The organism is Paraburkholderia sp. GAS448 (assembly GCF_050435685.1).
In the GTDB taxonomy this organism is placed as follows: domain Bacteria; phylum Pseudomonadota; class Gammaproteobacteria; order Burkholderiales; family Burkholderiaceae; genus Paraburkholderia.
The window spans coordinates 144037-159137 of record NZ_JBNDKT010000007.1 but is presented as its reverse complement, the minus strand read 5'-3'; the positions used below and the strand labels follow the sequence as shown (position 1 = coordinate 159137).

Annotated in this window: 13 protein-coding genes and 2 pseudogenes; 9 read left to right on the top strand and 6 right to left on the bottom strand. The window is 60.2% G+C overall.

Annotation, left to right across the window (positions count from 1 at the left end; translation table 11 throughout):
- Positions 1–319: 319 nt before the first annotated feature.
- A pseudogene (locus P3T23_RS15910) lies at positions 320–1551 on the top strand (epoxide hydrolase family protein).
- Between the two features lie 261 nt (positions 1552–1812).
- On the opposite strand, the gene P3T23_RS15905 reads toward P3T23_RS15910, so the two are convergent.
- Entirely contained in the window at positions 1813–2763 is a 951-nt protein-coding gene (locus P3T23_RS15905) for a GlxA family transcriptional regulator (RefSeq protein ID WP_429317125.1), read from the bottom strand.
- A 204-nt stretch (positions 2764–2967) separates the two neighbouring features.
- On the opposite strand from P3T23_RS15905, the gene P3T23_RS15900 reads away from it, so the two are divergent.
- From P3T23_RS15900 to P3T23_RS15890, 3 genes and pseudogenes are all read left to right on the top strand, one after another.
- A complete protein-coding gene (locus tag P3T23_RS15900) occupies positions 2968–4275 on the top strand; it encodes an epoxide hydrolase family protein (RefSeq protein ID WP_429317124.1) in 1308 nt (435 codons plus the stop codon).
- Positions 4276–4325: 50 nt separating this feature from the next.
- On the top strand, positions 4326–5069 hold the full coding sequence (locus P3T23_RS15895; protein ID WP_429317123.1) for an SDR family oxidoreductase: 744 nt from the start codon (positions 4326–4328) through the stop codon (positions 5067–5069).
- 17 nt (positions 5070–5086) lie between these two features.
- Positions 5087–6155, top strand: a pseudogene (locus P3T23_RS15890) (alpha/beta fold hydrolase).
- Between the two features lie 521 nt (positions 6156–6676).
- Here the strand turns inward: P3T23_RS15890 and P3T23_RS15885 are convergent.
- Both P3T23_RS15885 and P3T23_RS15880 read right to left on the bottom strand, forming a co-directional pair.
- Positions 6677–7906, bottom strand: coding sequence for a hypothetical protein (locus tag P3T23_RS15885; protein WP_429317122.1), 1230 nt, complete (start codon positions 7904–7906; stop codon positions 6677–6679).
- Positions 7851–8732, bottom strand: coding sequence for a hypothetical protein (locus tag P3T23_RS15880; RefSeq protein WP_429317121.1), 882 nt, complete (start codon positions 8730–8732; stop codon positions 7851–7853). Before P3T23_RS15880 ends, P3T23_RS15885 begins: the two co-directional genes overlap by 56 nt.
- A gap of 21 nt (positions 8733–8753) precedes the next feature.
- Here P3T23_RS15880 and P3T23_RS15875 point away from each other — a divergent pair, with 21 nt between their 5' ends.
- Both P3T23_RS15875 and P3T23_RS15870 read left to right on the top strand, forming a co-directional pair.
- The gene (locus P3T23_RS15875; RefSeq protein ID WP_429317120.1) at positions 8754–9014 is read left to right on the top strand and encodes a hypothetical protein; all 261 of its coding nucleotides are present in this window, start codon (positions 8754–8756) and stop codon (positions 9012–9014) included.
- Complete coding sequence (locus P3T23_RS15870) at positions 8995–9207, top strand: hypothetical protein (protein ID WP_429317119.1); 213 nt, start codon at positions 8995–8997, stop codon at positions 9205–9207. Before P3T23_RS15875 ends, P3T23_RS15870 begins: the two co-directional genes overlap by 20 nt.
- Here the strand turns inward: P3T23_RS15870 and P3T23_RS15865 are convergent.
- The 3 genes from P3T23_RS15865 to P3T23_RS15855 are packed head-to-tail and all read right to left on the bottom strand — an operon-like array spanning position 9204 to position 12636.
- The gene (locus tag P3T23_RS15865) at positions 9204–10463 is read right to left on the bottom strand and encodes a hypothetical protein (RefSeq protein WP_429317118.1); all 1260 of its coding nucleotides are present in this window, start codon (positions 10461–10463) and stop codon (positions 9204–9206) included. The genes P3T23_RS15870 and P3T23_RS15865 overlap by 4 nt on opposite strands.
- Before the next feature lie 42 nt (positions 10464–10505).
- Positions 10506–11144 carry an NADPH-dependent F420 reductase gene (locus tag P3T23_RS15860; RefSeq protein WP_429317117.1) on the bottom strand — a complete coding sequence of 213 codons (639 nt, stop codon included), beginning with the start codon at positions 11142–11144 and terminating at the stop codon, positions 10506–10508.
- Between the two features lie 34 nt (positions 11145–11178).
- Positions 11179–12636, bottom strand: coding sequence for an aldehyde dehydrogenase family protein (locus tag P3T23_RS15855; protein ID WP_429317116.1), 1458 nt, complete (start codon positions 12634–12636; stop codon positions 11179–11181).
- Between the two features lie 210 nt (positions 12637–12846).
- Here P3T23_RS15855 and P3T23_RS15850 point away from each other — a divergent pair, with 210 nt between their 5' ends.
- The 3 genes from P3T23_RS15850 (at position 12847) to P3T23_RS15840 (ending at position 15090) form a co-directional block, all read left to right on the top strand.
- Positions 12847–13305, top strand: coding sequence for a nuclear transport factor 2 family protein (locus P3T23_RS15850; protein ID WP_429317115.1), 459 nt, complete (start codon positions 12847–12849; stop codon positions 13303–13305).
- Positions 13306–13431: 126 nt separating this feature from the next.
- Positions 13432–14343, top strand: a complete 912-nt coding sequence (locus P3T23_RS15845; RefSeq protein WP_429317114.1) for a LysR family transcriptional regulator — start codon at positions 13432–13434, stop codon at positions 14341–14343.
- Between the two features lie 66 nt (positions 14344–14409).
- On the top strand, positions 14410–15090 hold the full coding sequence (locus tag P3T23_RS15840) for a queuosine precursor transporter (protein ID WP_429317113.1): 681 nt from the start codon (positions 14410–14412) through the stop codon (positions 15088–15090).
- Positions 15091–15101 lie beyond the last annotated feature (11 nt).

Sequence of the window (15101 nt, the reverse complement as noted above, 5' to 3'; positions counted from 1 at the left end):
TGTCCTGAAAACGTATTTCATACGTCCTTTGAGCCATCGGCACATGACGTATAAATACGGTGAGGAAGAAACACGGGCGATGTCACGCGGGTGCAGAATGCGTCCAGCGCGACACGACTTCGCGACCTTCGTTTCGATCCAATTCAACATTTCATTTCATCAGGAGTACATATTCATCTTTTTCTCATCATCAACGCGGCGACAGTTGTTCGGCGCGCTAAGCGCATGTGCATTCTGTTTGGTCCTGCTTACCGCGCCCGGGTTTGCGCCATCCACTTTCGCTGCCGATAACCCGGCCGTCTCCACAACGACTGAACCATTGATCGGCCCTGCGAAGGTTGCTATCGCGCAGCGCGTCGGCGTCGATGAGAGCATTCGTCCGTTCAGGGTTCACGTGCCACAGGCGCAGCTTGACGACCTGCGCCGACGCATCGCAGCCACGCGTTGGCCCGACAAGGAAACCGTCAACGATGATTGGCAAGGTATCCAGGTGTCGCGCGTGCAGGAACTCGTCCGGTATTGGGATACCCAATACGACTGGCGCAAAGCCGAGGCGCAGCTCAATGCGCTACCGCAGTTTGTTACGACGATCGATGGAGTGGATATCCAGTTCATCCATGTTCGCTGCACAATCCCAATGCCTTGCCCGTCATTCTGACTCACGGCTGGCCAGGTTCGATCTTCGAGTTCATCAAGACAATTGGCCCGCTGACCGACCCAACTGCCTATGGCGGCCGCGCGGAGGACGCGTTCGATGTCGTCATTCCGTCGATTCCCGGTTATGGCTTCTCCGGCAAGCCAAAGGACCTCGGCTGGGGTCCGGACAGGACGGCGCGCGCATGGGATGTCCTGATGAAGCGGCTCGGCTACACCCACTACGTGTCCCAAGGCGGCGACCACGGCTCGGTCATTTCCGACGCGCTCGCGCGTCAGGCACCAAATGGCCTGCTGGCCATCCATCTCAATATGCCTGCCACCGTACCAGGCGATCTCATGAAATCGATCCTCGGTGGTGACCCGGCGCCCTCCGATCTGTCGGCTCCCGAGCGCAATGCCTACCAGTCGCTGAGTTCCTTCTTCGGCCGCAATGCCGCCTACGGCGCAATGATGGTCACGCGTCCGCAGACCATTGGCTATTCGCTGTCGGATTCTCCTGCGGGCCTGGCCGCCTGGACCTACGAAAAGATTGCGCAGTGGAGCGACAGTGAAGGCGTGCCCGAGCGGGTAGTGTCCAGGGACGACATCCTGAACGACATCACGCTCTACTGGCTCACGAACACGGGCGCATCGTCTTCGCGCTTCTATTGGGAAAACAACAACAACTTCAGCGCCGACGCGCAGAAGACGCGCGAAATCAAGGTACCGGTGGCGATCAGCGTATTTCCACATGAGATTTACCGTGCGCCGGAAAGCTGGAGCAAGCAGGCGTATCCGTCGCTGTACTACTACCATGAGGTCGGCAAAGGCGGGCATTTCGCGGCCTGGGAACAGCCGCAACGCTTTGCCGAGGAACTCCGTGCGGCATTCAAGTCCGTACGACAGCCACTTTGAGGAGATTGTCGCCAAGTCTCGCGGCTGGGTGGCGTCTTCGGCCTGACAGTCGGGCCAATTATGTCTCTTTTGCGTTTGTTGCAACGCTGCTCGGACGGTGCGTCCCTTGAGTCTTCCGGCTTGACGGGGGGCCCCCGAGCGGGCGGCTGCGGTCATCGCAAAGAGCGGCTGGCTACGTAACATTGGACAGACACGATACGAGCAAACCAAAGCACGGATCAGCACTCCACCTGCGAAGAACAGCCGACGGAAGTGACGGCCTCAGGGCGCGCCCGTCACCGTGCGTGCGTTGCGACGAAATGCTTGCGGCGGTTGCCCGAATACACGCAGAAATACCTCCCGCATTCTCCTTGGATCGGAGAACCCGGTCGCACTGGCGATCTGATCGATCGTGTGTCGGCTTTCCTCCAGCATCAAGCGCGCAGTTTCAATACGCAGTCGCTCGACGGCCTTTGCAGGAGTCTGTCCTGTCTCCGCACGAAAGGCACGGCTAAATTGACGCGGACTCAAACGCGCGACCTCCGCCAAATTCTCAACCGAAAGTGGTTCGTTGAGATTCTTTTTCGCATACGTCAACGCGGATTGAATGCGATCGGACTTCGGCTCTAGTTCTAGCAGCGCTGAGTGCTGCGACTGTCCGCCTGTACGCCAATGATAGACAACAAGGTTTCGCGCGACCGACCGCGCGACCTTGGCGCCAAGGTCCCTCTCCACCAGCGCGAGTGCGAGATCGATGCCCGCGGTCATGCCAGCCGAGGTCCAGATCGGCCCGTCCGCAATGAAAATCCGATCCTCGTCCACCGTGACAGATGGAAAGCGGGTGCGTAGATCGTGCGCGTAGTACCAGTGCGTGGTGGCGCGGCGGCCATCGAGCAACCCAGCCTCCGCGAGCACAAACGCGCCCGTGCACATCGAGGCGGTGCGCCGCGCGGTCTCGGCGCTGCGACGCACGTACGCGAGCACACCTGGCGGCGGTACGACGGTGACAGGGTTGCTTCCGGCGAAGATCACCGTGTCGAATACGCGATCGTCGATCGCCTCGGTCAAGACCGTCAAGCCGCTCGAAGCGCGCACCAGGCCGCCTGCTTCGGAAACGTTGAGCGTTTGATAGAACGGCTCACCGACCGCCACGTTTGCGAACTCGAACACGGATTGCGCAACGAGCGCCATGGAATAGAAGCCGTCGAACACCACAAACGCAACTGTCGGCATGGCGGCCTCCTAAACGAGCACGTCCTGAAAACGTAGTTTATACGTCCTTTGAGCCATCAACAATTGACCGTATAAATATCGGTAAGGAGCACGGATTGCGTTACGCGGACGCGCTGTGCGCACACCGCGTCCGTAGCGACACGATCTCGCTGGCCTTCCATTTGATCAGACTTATATCTTCCATTTAATTAGGCATACGTAAATATGTTTTCCATTTCATCCCTGCGTCGACTCGCGTTCGGCTCGTTGACGGCGCGCGTGTTTAGCCTGAGCTTTCTCACTGCGGCCGCTTTTGCGCCACCCGTCCTTGCTGCTGAAGATTTGCCCACACCCGCATCGACTGGCGATACGGCGATTCGCCCGTTCCACGCCCAATTTTCCGATGCCCAGCTCGCCGATCTGCGCAAACGCATCGCGGCGACCCGCTGGCCGGACAAGGAGACGGTTGACGACCGATCTCAAGGCGCGCAACTCGCCAGGCTGAAGGACCTCGTGAACTACTGGGACACGGGCTACGACTGGCGCAAGGCCGAGGCGAGGCTCAATGCACTACCGCAATATGTCACCACAATCGATGGAGTCGATATTCACTTCATCTGGGTACGCTCACGCAATCCGAACGCGCTGCCGATGATCATGACCCATGGCTGGCCCGGCTCGGTATTCGAGGAACTGAAAGTCATCGGGCCTCTCACCGATCCAGTCGCCTATGGCGGGCGTGCGGACGATTCCTTCGACCTGGTCCTGCCTTCGATGCCCGGATACGGGTTCTCAGGCAAACCCAAGGGCACTGGGTGGACCCCTGACCATATCGCCCGCGCCTGGGAGGAACTGATGCGCCGCCTCGGCTACCAGCACTATGTCGCGCAGGGCGGCGACTGGGGTTCCGTGATCGCCGACAAAATGGCCGCCCAGAAACCACCCGGACTGCTCGGCATTCACGTCAACATGCCGGCGACGGTACCGCCGGAGGTTGCGAAATCGCTGAAAGCGGGCGCCCCACCGCCAGCCGGCCTCTCCGATAAGGAGAAAGCCGCATACAAGTCACTTGACAACCTCTATACGCGCGGCGGCGGTTACGCAGCGATGATGGTCACGCGTCCGCAGACGGTGGGTTACGCGCTCGCGGATTCCCCGGTCGGCCAGGCAGCGTGGATGTACGACAAATTTGCGGACTGGACCTACAGCGGCGGCGATCCCGAACGCTCGCTGACCAAGGACGAGATGCTCGACGACATCACGCTGTACTGGCTGACCAACACGTCTACGTCCGCGGCGCAGCTCTACTGGGAAAACAATGCGAACAACTTCAACGCCGTCGATATCTCAATCCCTGCGGCGGTGACGGTCTTCCCCGGCGAGATCTATCAGGCGCCTCGTAGCTGGACCGAACGCAGCTACCACAAGCTCATCTACTTCAACGAAGTGAACAAGGGTGGCCACTTCGCGGCCTGGGAACAGCCTCAGCTTTTCTCGGAAGAACTCAGGGCGTCTTTCAAGTCCTTGCGTTGAATGACGCGAATCAATTCACGCATGAAAACCATTTATCTCAAGAGCAATCGATGAAGACGACTGGCAACACCATTTTCATTACCGGCGGCGGCTCTGGCATTGGTCGCGGTCTCGCCGAAGCATTCCATCGACTCGGCAATCAGGTCATCATTTCCGGACGGCGCCGCGCGAATCTCGACGAGACGATCGCTGCCAACCCCGGCATGCAGGCGATCGAGCTCGACATCACCGACCCGGAGAACATCATTTCGGTTGCGGAGGAACTCGTCGCCGGATGGCCATCGCTGAACGTGCTGATCAACAATGCAGGTGTGATGCATATCGACAATCTTGACGCACCGGTTGACGAAACGCTGCTGACGTCGACGCTGAGCACCAATCTGATGGGCCCAATACGGATGACGGGCGCGCTTGTCGAACACCTGAAGCAGCAGGACGATGCGACGATCATCAATGTCTCGTCGGTGCTAGCTTTCGTGCCGATGGCAATGGCCAGTGTCTATTCGTCGACCAAGGCGGCCATTCATTCCTACACGCAATCGCTGCGTTATAGGCTGAAAGATACATCGGTACGCGTGGTCGAAATCGCGCCACCCTGGGTTCGGACCGACTTGCTGAACAGCAAGGATGAACCGCGAGCCATGCCGCTTGCCCCCTATGTCGAGCAGACAATGCGCGAACTCAGCACTGACGCAATCGAGGCGCTGGTGGAGATCGCTCGACCGATGCGCAACAACGTCGGTCCGAATGAATCGGCGTTCGTAACGCAGTTCAACGACAAGTTCAAAAACTGAATTCGAGAACCTTGATCATGAAGAGGAGAGTACAGGTGTCGAATGAGATGAATATCCGTCGCCGACGCTTTCTCAGGACGGCCGCCGTCAGCGTCGGCGCGATGGAACTGTCCTTGAGCGGGTTGGCGCACGCGCAGTCCGCGGGTGCAGACGCAAACCCACATGCAAACGCCGCAACGTCGAACGCATCGTTTGCCGAGGTCAAGCAGATCGATGCCGGCGTCCTGAACGTCGGATATGCGGAAGTCGGCCTAGGCAACGGGCCAGTCGTAATCTTGCTCCATGGCTGGCCTTATGACATCCAAAGCTTCGCCAACGTCGCGCCTCGGCTCGCGTCAGCGGGCTATCGGGTGATCGCTCCGTAACTGCGCGGCTATGGCACGACGCGTTTTCTTTCCGGCGATACGGTCCGCAATGGGCAGCAGTCGGTGCTCGCCGTCGACGTCATTACGCTGATGGACGCGCTGAAAATCCAGCAGGCCGTCCTCGGCGGCTTCGACTGGGGCGGGCGCACTGCCAATGTCGTCGCCGCGCTATGGCCTGAGCGTTGCAAGGCATTGGTCTCGGTGAGCGGCTATCTGATCGGCAGCCAGGCGGGCAACAAGGCGCCCCTTGCCGCCGAAGGCGGAGCTCGCATGGTGGTATCAGTTCTACTTTGCGACGGAGCGGGGCAGGCAAGGCTATGAAGCCAATCGGCATGACTTCGCGAAGCTCATCTGGAGACTCGCTTCACCGAAATGGAACTTCGACGATGGCACTTTCGAGCGATCCGCAAGTGCCTTCGAAAATCCGGATCATGTTGCGATCGTGATCGATAACTACCGCTGGCGATTGAGTCTCTCACGCGGGGAGCCGCAATTCGACGCCCTGGAAAAGCGTCTTGCGGCCGCACCGGTCATCACCGTGCCGACGATCACCCTCGAAGGCGACGCGAACGGCGCACCCCATCCGGATCCGGCGGCGTATGCAAAGAAGTTCGACGGCAAATACGCGCACCGCACCATTGCAGGTGGACTCGGGCACAACCTGCCGCAGGAAGCCCCCAAAGCCTTTGCGGACGCAGTGATCGAGGTTGCCAGTTACTAAGCGCTCACGTCTCATACCTTCAAGACAAGAACCTTTGCGGCTTCGCGACCGACAGCACTAGCGTCCGGCACTGGCTTTGAACGCGGGACCGTTTGCGGTGCATGCGCGCTGCAAACAGGTACGTTGAAGCTTTGCCCGATCGAGCGGCACGATCGGTGACGGTCCAGGCTCTGTGCAGAACGGACGTCTGAGTGTCCAACTGGGCCGGTTGGCGAATGACCGGAGATGGCCGGTTGCACCCGCTGAGCCATGACGCCGCAAAGCTGCCGCTGGTGCCGGACGAAAGGTTTCCACCGGCGGCTTACGGACAAGCGCGCCGAACGCGTACAGTCGGCCATGAAGCGCCATTGGGCGGGGCAGTTATTGGGACATTCAAACGGCTGTTCCGTCATCGCTACCGGCCGCCCGCATGCCGAAAATGCGCGTCGCATCCTGATTGCAGCACCTCTTCCAGAAACGCCATGCCGAAGCTCCGTCACAACCGACGACATGCGCAGCCGACGCGTTCGTTTCCGGGACGCTCAATTCACCCAGTCTGTCAATTCGAATGGAACCGAGCAGTTCGCGGTCTCGACGATCAAATCGCGGCCCGGTCGGAGCGGCCTGTCAAACGCTGCAAGTACGCTGTTGCCGCAGACATCTTCAAGGTCCGACGAAACGCGGATGGAATACCGCCCTGCCGCCCAGGGAGCCGCTGGCGTAAAGCTCCATCGCCTTTCGCCCCGATCGATCGAGATTCGCCCCGGTATCGGCAGTTCGCCGTCCCCTACAACCGTGATCGCATGCCAGAGCAACGCCCAATCCAGCGGTCTGGGAAACAGGATCGACAGAGGTTGTCGACTCTTCGTCGCGGGGGGCAGGACCTTCCAGTGCAGGACCGCAATGGGCTGGCGGACAACCTTCCCGACAACAAACGGCTTGTGGAAGTTCTGGCGTAACGGACGACCGGAGGAGTCGACCATCTCCGAACCGATGGCCAGCACGTATCGTTGCCCCAGCTTCAGCGGTGGGCCCAGTTCGCGATTAGGACCTGCCCAGCGCTTCAATCTGCCGGGATCCAGGAGGACCGTCAAGTACCGCATGCTCCTGTCCCAGAGTTCGAGCGGAGACCGATAGAGCACGTCGGGTGCAGGCCGTCCATCGGGGCCGATCAGGCTGATCTGTTCCTCGCCCCGGCCGCGCTGCATCGCCTTGGAAAAGCACACGTAAAATCGAAGCAGGTTTTCCGGCAGCACATCGGCGGACGGAAAAACATCCGTCACGGAAGTTGGCTCGGCACCGGTCGGGTTCGGAAGTGAGAATTCGAGCGTCAGCACGTCCGGGTGCCCGGCCCAGCCAAGCGGCCGGGGATCAAAGCTCGCGCGATAGCGAACGCCCGGTTCGAACGCAAAACGCGGAATGAATCGAACCCCGGCTTCCAGTATTTGATAGCGGCCAAGCACATCCGGAAGTTCGTCGCAGCCCGGCATGTCTGATTCGATGACGCCCACCCGGAGCACGGACTGTAGCAGGTGTCCCGTCCGCTGGCGCTCGCCGAGGAACTCGACAAGATCGGGGTCCAGGTTGTGCACGCCGACGCACGTTGTCCCGATCTGCTGCGTATCGTCATCGACCCGCAACGTTGGTTCGAGCGCCACCTGAATCCTCACGGAGAGTCCCTTCGCAATGCCCCCTGCACGGCCGACGGACAAGCGGCTATGCGTGGTCGATCTCGTTTCGATGGTCCCGGTAGTGGAACGGATCCGGGCCATTCGGCCAGTTCATTTCCGCCATGCCCAATCTGCGATCGAAGAAGTACGGGACCATCAGCGTGCCGATGTCCAATCGATACGATGTTTTCGGATGCCGCGAGATTACGACCGCCCATCGCGGATCGAGAATTGCAATATGTTCCGCCCGGATCGGTAGATCGCGCTGAGTACGCCCAAGGCCGCCTGGCCCAAAATCGATTGGCCCGCCGGTCGGCTCCGGCTTCGCGGTTGCCAGCTCCGCAGCTTCAATACGTGATGCGCTGCGTACGTCGATGGTGACCAGCAAGTAGTCCTTGTGATCGAATGGGTCGGTATAGATGAGCATATCCAGCGGGTTGGCCCCATAGCCCAGCTCGCCGATCGTGTCTCCACGCACGTGTGCACCATCTTTCAAATCGTCCAGATGAAAGCGAACGAGCGGCGTACAACCGTACACGGCAAAAAGATAGGGCTTTCCCTTCATCTCCCGGATCAGTTGCCTAATGATCGGAGCGCGCGTTTCGAACTCCCCGTGCGTCGGGTGCCAGATCTCAACGGTGCTCGTCGCCACGCGGGATTTGAACGGGTACGGTATGCGATACAGCGTCGATGCGAATCGTTGATTCGAGATCCCGGTCACGAAAATCTCGCCGTTGTAGTACTTGACGTCCGTGATCGCATAGATCTGCTGGGACTCGAACTCCAGCATCGCTGTCTGGTCAGGCTCGTTCGGAATCGCGATTTTCGAGTGCGCAACACCATCGAGTTCAAGCAGCTCTAGATTGCCGTGATTGACTTTCACGATTGCAGGAATGGCATCGGGTCCACGGCCGCGCTCGACCGACATGAAGATCTGACGGGACGGCTGATGGATCGCCATGTCGTTGATGACAATATTGCTCACCGTCGTGCCGAAGAGCGCGGCCAGTTTCTGATCGACCCCAACCACCAGATCGCGGCCTTCGAAATTCTGAAAATTGCCCACCTCCACGTCGGCTTGCGAGGTCAGATCGGATGCCTTGAGCACGAACGCATGGACCGCGGCACCCTTGATATCCCCGACAAAGAGCACGTTGCCTGGTCCGAACTCAAGGACTCCAGCAGATTGCATGGGACCGGCTGGCCGTGACGAAGCGGATGCGCCCGCTTCGGCCGCCGGCTTCTCGTACCCGGCCAGCGCCGGGCCGGACAAGGCCAGCATGAGTGCCGAGGTCGAGCCAGCCCGAAGGAACTCCCGCCTCGAGTGGCCATCGGTTGCCAACGCAGCTTTCGTCGAATGGTCCATTGCGATCCCTCACTATGGCGCTAACGTCCGGTTCTAAATCCCTTCGAATCCACCCCCGGTAGCCGCAAATCCGCCGCTAATCTCGAGCGAGTCGATCGCACCGTGCAATTCCAGTGGATTGACGCCTTCGCCATGGGTGATCAGGCCGCCGGCAATCGTGATTTTTCGTGCCGAGCCACCTGGCTTGATGCTGAGCGCAATCGCCGCAAGCCGGAGAACCACGCCTTTGACGAGCGAATCGCCCACGCCGCCCCAAGTTTCGATGCCTCGGCGGACCGTGATATCGCCAACGGGCTGGCTGATCTGGATACCTACTGCACCGTCGGCATGCGTGACGACACGCTGGAAGTCTGCCGACCGCACGGTGCCTGTGTAGACATTGAAGCCACGCGATCCCTGGCCGAAAGTCTCGATCAACGCATTGACCTCGAGCCTGTCCAGAGTGCCGAAGTTGACGAAGCCGATGCCGCTAGGTCCGTAGGACGTAACCTTCCCTTCGGCAATCCACCGGTCGACGGCTCCCCAGTTATCGAGCACCATGTCGTTCGGACCGTATGTTGTGACCGGTCCTTCATTGTGCACAGTGGCAACGAAAGCGCCCGACACGACAAACACGCCGCCGGTGATGCGATTCGGCGTACCTGGTGCGATTCCGCCGTCGCTGTAGACGGCACCGGTTTCCAGACGGTGGGCAATGACACGCCCCCCCTTCTCTCCCGCACCGCTGACGAAAATGCCGCTTCCGCGAACCGGCGCGCCGGCTCGGCCAGCCGACAGCCCGGTAAGGTCGGCTGTGATGGTCACGGCGCGGTCTTCATGCTGATTCCAGAGCGTGAAGGCGCCGGGGATGACTTCGACGCCATATCCCTTCGGCCGCTCTTCGAGGCCGCGCGCATCCGCAGCCTGGATGTCGATATCGTGCGCTTCCACATGGCCGCTACGCACGCGATCGCGCACCAACAGTTGTACAACGCCTTGAACGGTCAGGTCGTGCAACTCGAGTCGACCGAGCGCGTCGACACCGGTATCGTTGAAAATGGCGCGCCGGTCGGGGTCGGCGAAAAGCCGCAAGCCCTGAACCCGGTTGTCGACCGACAGTTCCAGCCCATCGCTACCAGGCGCGAAGCGCAGGGCGGCTTCTGTGTCGATGCCGGTCAATGCCTGACCGGGTGCCAGGCGCAGGCTCGGAACGTTGGCAATCGGGGCGGAAACGACTAGTTGCAAAGCATGGCCGCCCTCGACTGCCGCCTGCAATTCGGCGACCGTGGCGACGTTACGCGTTTCGATGTTCACGATGGATTGTCCCTCCGTCATCTGGTGCAGTGCGCACTCCGCTCAGACGAGCGACTCGGCCTCTTTCGCGGAGACCGGCTTGCCGAGTTTGCCGAACTCATGCAGATCGCCGCCGACCTCGATCCGGATGGACTGATCGATGCCGCCCACGCTCACGGGCGAGAATCCGCTTGCGGATATAAGTCTTGCGACAACCTCGCCGGCCTGCTTGTCATCCGCCGCAAAGAACAGTACGGCACGCTCCGGGGACCGGTTCGCGGCGGCCGCGAGAGATTCAGCACCCAGCGTACCGAACGCCTTGACGAGTCGCGCGCGATTCGGGATGAGCTCCGAAATGAGTTGTCCAGATGATTGCTTCGCCTGGATCGTCTTCCTGAAACCGCCTTTTCCGTCGGGGGCGATCGGGTTCGAGGGGTCGACGATGATCTTTCCGGCCAGCGCATCGCGATGCGTGGCCAGAAATTGCTTGATCGCGTCGAAATAGATCGCAAGGATGATGACATCCGCCTTCGCAATCGCATCCTCGACCGTCATGGCTTTGGCATGGCCGCCGAACTCGCGGGCCACTTCCTCTGCCTCATCCGGCGTCTTTGCCGCGACGATGATCCTCTCGCCGCCGGTTACCAGATTCTTCGCAAGCCGGGAGCCTATGTTTCCAAGGCCGATGATCGCGGTGTTCATGACAGTTGATCTCCTTTCTGAGCGGAAGATGCAATCAGCGACGCGCTGCACGCAGATCGATCTCGTGAATGACCGTGCGATACTCGACGAGGTCGTCGATTGCGGATACGCCGTTCAGCCGGCCGAGACCGCTCTGCTTGTAGCCGCCTTCTTCCGTCTCGTCGTAGACGACCGCCCAGTTGTTGATCCAGACGGTGCCCGCTTGCAACTGACGGGCGATGCGCAGCGGACGGTCCACATTCGTAGACCAGATCGACGCAGCGAGCCCGTACTCGGATTCGTTCGCCGCCTCGTCTTCGCTGTCGAAGGCCTGCATAACCAGGACCGGGCCGAACACCTCCTCCTGCGCGATGGGTATCGAATGATGGTTGATCTCGAGAAGTGTCGGACGGTAGAAGGCGCCCCTCGCGAGCGGCCCGTCCTTGAACGGACCGCCTCGTACGACGACCGCGGCGCCAGCCGCGATCGCGGCCTCGACCATGCCGTCCACGCGGCGGACCTTGGCCATATTGATCATCGGCCCCATGTCGCTAGACGGGTCCGCAGCCGGGCCGGCCTTGACCGCTTCAAGACGCGCGGCGAGACGCTCGCGAACGGTGTCCAGAATGGGGCGGTGAACGAGAAGCCGGCTGCCAGTCATGCAGAACTGCCCGGCGAACACGGTCAGCGCCTTCTCGATTTTGGGCAGTGCGGCGTCGAGGTCGGCGTCGTCGAACACAAGCATGGGCGTCTTGCCGCCGAGCTCGCCGCCGAAGCGTTTCATGTTCGTCGCGCAGGCTGCCATCATCGCCCGTCCGGTCTTCGAGCTGCCGGTCAGACTGATGACGGACACATCCGGGGAATCGACCAGCACCCGCGCGCCGGCGCTATGCGTTTCGGTAAAGACATTCACGACGCCCGCAGGGAGGCTCGCGACTTCGCTGAAAACCTCGCACATCCGCGTGTTCGTCTGCGCGGTGAAGCCGGGAAGCTTGCCGACGGCGGTGCAGCCCGCGGCAAGCGCCGGCGCCAGCGAGCGGATGAAGAGCACGACCGGCGAATTCCACGGCGCGATGATGCCGGCAACGCCTGCTGCCTCGCGCAGCGTCGTCGTATAGCGTCCCGGCGCGGTTTCCATGGCGCGCCCGTAATCCGCGAGGGCCAGGGCAGCGTAAAACCGCAACTTGGAAGGGACCATCGTGACTTCGAACTCGGCTTCGGCCTTAACCTTTCCGTTTTCGAGCATCAGTATCTCGACCAGATCGCCGGTCCGAGTCTCGAAGCGGTTTGCCATTTCGTTGAGGGCCTTTGCCCGCAGGCGCCGGTTCTCGCGCCAGCCGGAGTCCTGAAAGGATTTGAGCGCTACGGCGATCGCCCGTGTTGCCATCGTATCGGTCGCTTCGGTATAGGTGCCGATCGTCTCACCACTTGCCGGATCGACGCTCTCGGCGACCGCCGGGGCATCCGCCCACTCGCCTCCGATCCAATGCCGACCTCGCAACTGAGAAGCCATATCACACTCCCGACCGGTTTCCTTTCTGGTCCGTAGCAACCACTAAACCTTTCATACGCCACATTTTTCTCGATGGTAGACAACGGCACGCCTGACCGTTAACAGACAATCCGGAAATCGGATTTCCAGATATGGAAAGATCGCGCGAGCGGTCGCGTTTGTATGCTTGAGGAGGTGCCTGCGATCCATTTCCTCTCCGGGAGTCACCCAATGCTTACTCCGACCGAAGTGCTGTCCTCGATACTCGAAAAGCCAACCGATATCGACCACGTCCGTTCGCTTGTCATACCCGACGTGACCTATGTTTCGCTCAACTACGACAATCCCGACCTGAAGAGGATCATGCCGTGGGCCGGTACGTCTAGCGGCCCCGAGAGCATTGTCAGGACCTTTGTGGATGTCGGCCGATACTGGGAGATTCAATCCTTCGAGCCCGAAGCGCTGTTCGGCTCCGACGAATACGCGGCCATGTTCGGCCGATTCACGTACAGATCGACGGTCCTGTCCAAGGTCGTGACGACGCCGTTCGCGGTGTTCGCAAAGGTTGAGCAGGGCCGTTGCACGTACCTCCAGTTCATGGAAGACACATTCGCGACGGGCGCGTCGTTCCGAAGCGGAGGAAGCTGGACGTTTCAAAGCAATCCGAACGGCGAGCGGGTCGTGATCTGAGCGGCCGGCTCCACCCCATCACCGCGGGCGGTGTGCCGCCTTGCTGCCGGCTCGTTGCGGCGGTAACCTGAGCCAGGCGTTGCCGCATATCGCCGCCAGGCGACGGTCGAACGGAGCGAAACGGTGATGAAGGACCTGAATTCCTTGCTGATATTCGCGAAAGTTGTCGAGGCGAGCAGTTTTTCGGAGGCAGCAAAGCGGCTCAAGATGCCGATTTCCTCGGTGAGCCGCCGTATCGCCGAGCTCGAAAATCAACTTGACGTCCGCCTGCTCGAGCGATCGACACACCACCTGAGGCTCACGGACTTTGGCGCCGAAGTCTTCGAACTCGCAAGGCATGCCACGGAGCTGAGCGAAGCCGTCGACAATGTCATCTCAAACCGCCTCCCGGACGTGTGTGGCACCGTGCGGCTCTGTGCGCCGCCGAGCATTTCCGACTCGCTGATCGTGCCTGTCGTCGGCGCCTTTCAGCAGGCTTACCCGAACGTACAGGTCAAGGCATTCATTACTGAACGCATAGTCGACCAGATAGCCGAAGACGTCGATATCGCGTTCAAGGTCGGAACCTTCAAAGATGCAACGCTCGCCGCGCGCACGCTGCTGACTAACCGGCATCAGGTGGTCGCCAGTCCGAAGTACCTCGCCAGATGCGCCCCTCCCGAATCGCCGAGGGACCTCCCGGGGCACCGGCTTTTCGCGTTCTCCTTCTGGAAGCCGGACTATAGCTGGAGTTTTGTTCACGTCAACGGCCGGGATACCGAAACGGTTTGCTTCCAGCCGGTGATCGCGATGAACGATTACACGGGCCTGATCGTGGCGCTGCTCGACGGTTGCGGCATCGGGGAGCTGCCCCCTATCGTTCAACCGGAACTCGTGCGCAGCGGGCTGCTCGTCGAGGTCATGCCGGATTGGCATCTGCCGGTGTTCGACCTGACCATTGCGAACCTGCGCAACCGCTATCTGCCCCGGCAGGTCCGCATCTTCAGGGACTTCGCTTCGCAGATGGTGCCCGGTCTTTTCGGATCATTACCAGCTTGAAAGGCGAAAGCAAAGTTCTGCAATCCGAATCGTCGTCTCGTCTGACCAATCGAACGGGGTATCCTGATGCGCCATACCGATGCACTGCCCCGATACCTGGGTGTTCTCCTGGCTCTCAACGTGACCTTCCTGCTCGTGTCGGATTTCACGGGTTCGAGAATCATTGCAATCTTCGGCGTGGGCGTTTCCGTCACGGTCTTTTACTTCCCGTTCACGTACCTGATCGGCGACGTCCTTACTGAAGTCTACGGCTACGCACGAGCACGGTCCGTCATCTGGATTTCGATGTTCTGCTCGGTCGCCGGATCCGGACTTGCCAAAGCGCAACTGCTTGTGCCGGCGGCGAGCTTCTTTACCTACGATTCAGCGTTCCAGCATATCTTTTCACCCGGCGTAAAAGTATCGATCGCCGGATTGGCGGCCTTCTTCGCCGGCGACATATGCAACTCGTACGTGCTGGCGAAAATGAAAATCTGGGATCAAGGCAAGCGCCTTTGGGCGCGATTCGTTTTCTCGACCATTGTTGGCGAAGGTGTCAATACAGTGCTGTTCTACGGAATCGCGTTGCACGGTGTTTTACCCGGCGATCTTTTGCTTCGGGGTATTGGCATAGGGTGGGCAATCAAGGTGCTTGTTGAAATCGCCATGCTGCCTGTCTCGTACAGAGTCGTTCACGTGCTGAAACAGGCGGAAAACCTCGATCATTATGACTACGGCACCAACTTCAACCCATTCATCCTACGTTAGCTCGTCGAAGT

Coding starts and splice junctions, on each gene's coding strand:
- P3T23_RS15905 (WP_429317125.1), bottom strand. CDS start 2,763: ATGCCGACAGTTGCGTTTGTGGTGTTCGACGGCTTCTATTCCATGGCG.
- P3T23_RS15900 (WP_429317124.1), top strand. CDS start 2,968: ATGTTTTCCATTTCATCCCTGCGTCGACTCGCGTTCGGCTCGTTGACG.
- P3T23_RS15895 (WP_429317123.1), top strand. CDS start 4,326: ATGAAGACGACTGGCAACACCATTTTCATTACCGGCGGCGGCTCTGGC.
- P3T23_RS15885 (WP_429317122.1), bottom strand. CDS start 7,906: ATGGCCCGGATCCGTTCCACTACCGGGACCATCGAAACGAGATCGACC.
- P3T23_RS15880 (WP_429317121.1), bottom strand. CDS start 8,732: ATGTCGGTCGAGCGCGGCCGTGGACCCGATGCCATTCCTGCAATCGTG.
- P3T23_RS15875 (WP_429317120.1), top strand. CDS start 8,754: ATGGATCGCCATGTCGTTGATGACAATATTGCTCACCGTCGTGCCGAA.
- P3T23_RS15870 (WP_429317119.1), top strand. CDS start 8,995: ATGGGACCGGCTGGCCGTGACGAAGCGGATGCGCCCGCTTCGGCCGCC.
- P3T23_RS15860 (WP_429317117.1), bottom strand. CDS start 11,144: ATGAACACCGCGATCATCGGCCTTGGAAACATAGGCTCCCGGCTTGCG.
- P3T23_RS15855 (WP_429317116.1), bottom strand. CDS start 12,636: ATGGCTTCTCAGTTGCGAGGTCGGCATTGGATCGGAGGCGAGTGGGCG.
- P3T23_RS15850 (WP_429317115.1), top strand. CDS start 12,847: ATGCTTACTCCGACCGAAGTGCTGTCCTCGATACTCGAAAAGCCAACC.
- P3T23_RS15845 (WP_429317114.1), top strand. CDS start 13,432: ATGAAGGACCTGAATTCCTTGCTGATATTCGCGAAAGTTGTCGAGGCG.
- P3T23_RS15840 (WP_429317113.1), top strand. CDS start 14,410: ATGCGCCATACCGATGCACTGCCCCGATACCTGGGTGTTCTCCTGGCT.